The organism is bacterium (genome assembly GCA_009926305.1).
Lineage (GTDB): Bacteria > Bdellovibrionota_C > UBA2361 > UBA2361 > RFPC01 > RFPC01.
The window spans coordinates 1-1,380 of record RFPC01000225.1 but is presented as its reverse complement, the minus strand read 5'-3'; the positions used below and the strand labels follow the sequence as shown (position 1 = coordinate 1,380).

2 protein-coding genes are annotated in these 1,380 nt (G+C 48.5%); both read right to left on the bottom strand.

The features are described 5' to 3' along the window. Positions 1-407 (bottom strand): hypothetical protein (locus EBR25_14040; protein NBW42090.1); only part of this gene is annotated, 407 nt, incomplete at its 3' end. Next, the coding region (locus EBR25_14035) for a hypothetical protein (protein ID NBW42089.1) at positions 404-1,380 on the bottom strand (977 nt) is incomplete at its 5' end. The genes EBR25_14040 and EBR25_14035, both read right to left, overlap by 4 nt.

Genomic DNA, 1,380 nt, shown 5'->3' with positions numbered 1-1,380 from the left:
GGACGAGAGGGGTCGGGTTTTCCCATATACATTGTGTAGACGGGTTGGGGCTTACGTCCCACAACCGACTCCTCACGCTTCCCATACTTCTCTTCAAGGTATTTGATTACCGGGGAATCCGGACCTTGCTGCTCAAGCTCGACTTCGAGGTCTTTGAGGGATTTTTGGAAAGCAGTGTATAGCTTTTCGCCATACCCCTCACTATCCACCTGAACGCTAATCGCCTCTACTGATCGAACGTACTGTGAGATGTTGTATGTAACCTCCCTCGCGTAGCCTTCAGCGACGGTACGAAGGAATTCTTTCCGTATCGACTCGGATACCTGCGATACTGCCTCGCGCTTCAGGATCTGTTTGGCCGAATCGTCTATGACGTCACGTAGGAAGAGGGCGAGGAGGGGGGTCATGGGTTAACAGGTGAGCAGTCTAAGCCATCAAAGATTACTCTCGCCTGGTTGGATCTGTTCTGGATTCCACCAGAGCCTCTTTCATAGTACTCATTCCACAAAGACGCTGCTTCCTCCGGAGTTTTAGCCCCGTTCATCTTAGAAACTGTATCTCTACTGGCATGACGTCCCTCCTTTAGCTCTTTTGACATATATTGGAGTTGGCAGTTAAGGCTAGCATCTTTACCTGAACAAAAACTAAGTCCTTCTATTTTTCTTATTCCTCCCCATTGAGCTACCCCGTAGCATTTTTCTTTTCTACCGGCTGGAGGGTTTGAAGAGTCAGTTACACAAGTAAGACCTTGTCTCGAAGTATTGTGAACATTAGAATCAAATCCACTTTCGTCTGCCAAGTTTCCCAAAACCCCGGCATAAGCTTCTTTTGTATTTATTCCCATAGTTCGTAAAGCTCCCATTATCTGCTCAATTTCCGCTTTTTTGTTGGCATAAGCTGTTCCCTTGTAGGTGCATTGAGATGGGGGGAAGTTTCCACCCACATCGGGGCCGTTTGTCTGATCACCTGGCTTCAGGAAATTCCTAAGCTTCTCGGTCTCCTGGCATATCTCCTCACAACTGGTCTTACCACTATCTAATTTCCAGCACAAATCACCGAGAGATCTGATGTAGCCATAGTAATCCTTGGTCTTTTCGAGTCCGGCTACAGCAAGGTAATCGTCGAATGACGGAGAATCAGCCTTCGCTACATCGACCCCCCAATCCGTAACACCAGTCAATGATACGCGTAAGTCTCCCTGACTCCAATTGTAACGAGCTTCTCTCACAATGTACTTCGAAAACCTCTCAGCAATCCATACTCCCGGGTCGATATCAGCCGGCTTACCTTTCTCGATCCACTCATCGTATCGGGTTACGAAAGAAAGGATCGTGCGGCCGGGGGTGATCCGAAGCGCTCTCGGAACCCCCTTAAACTCCG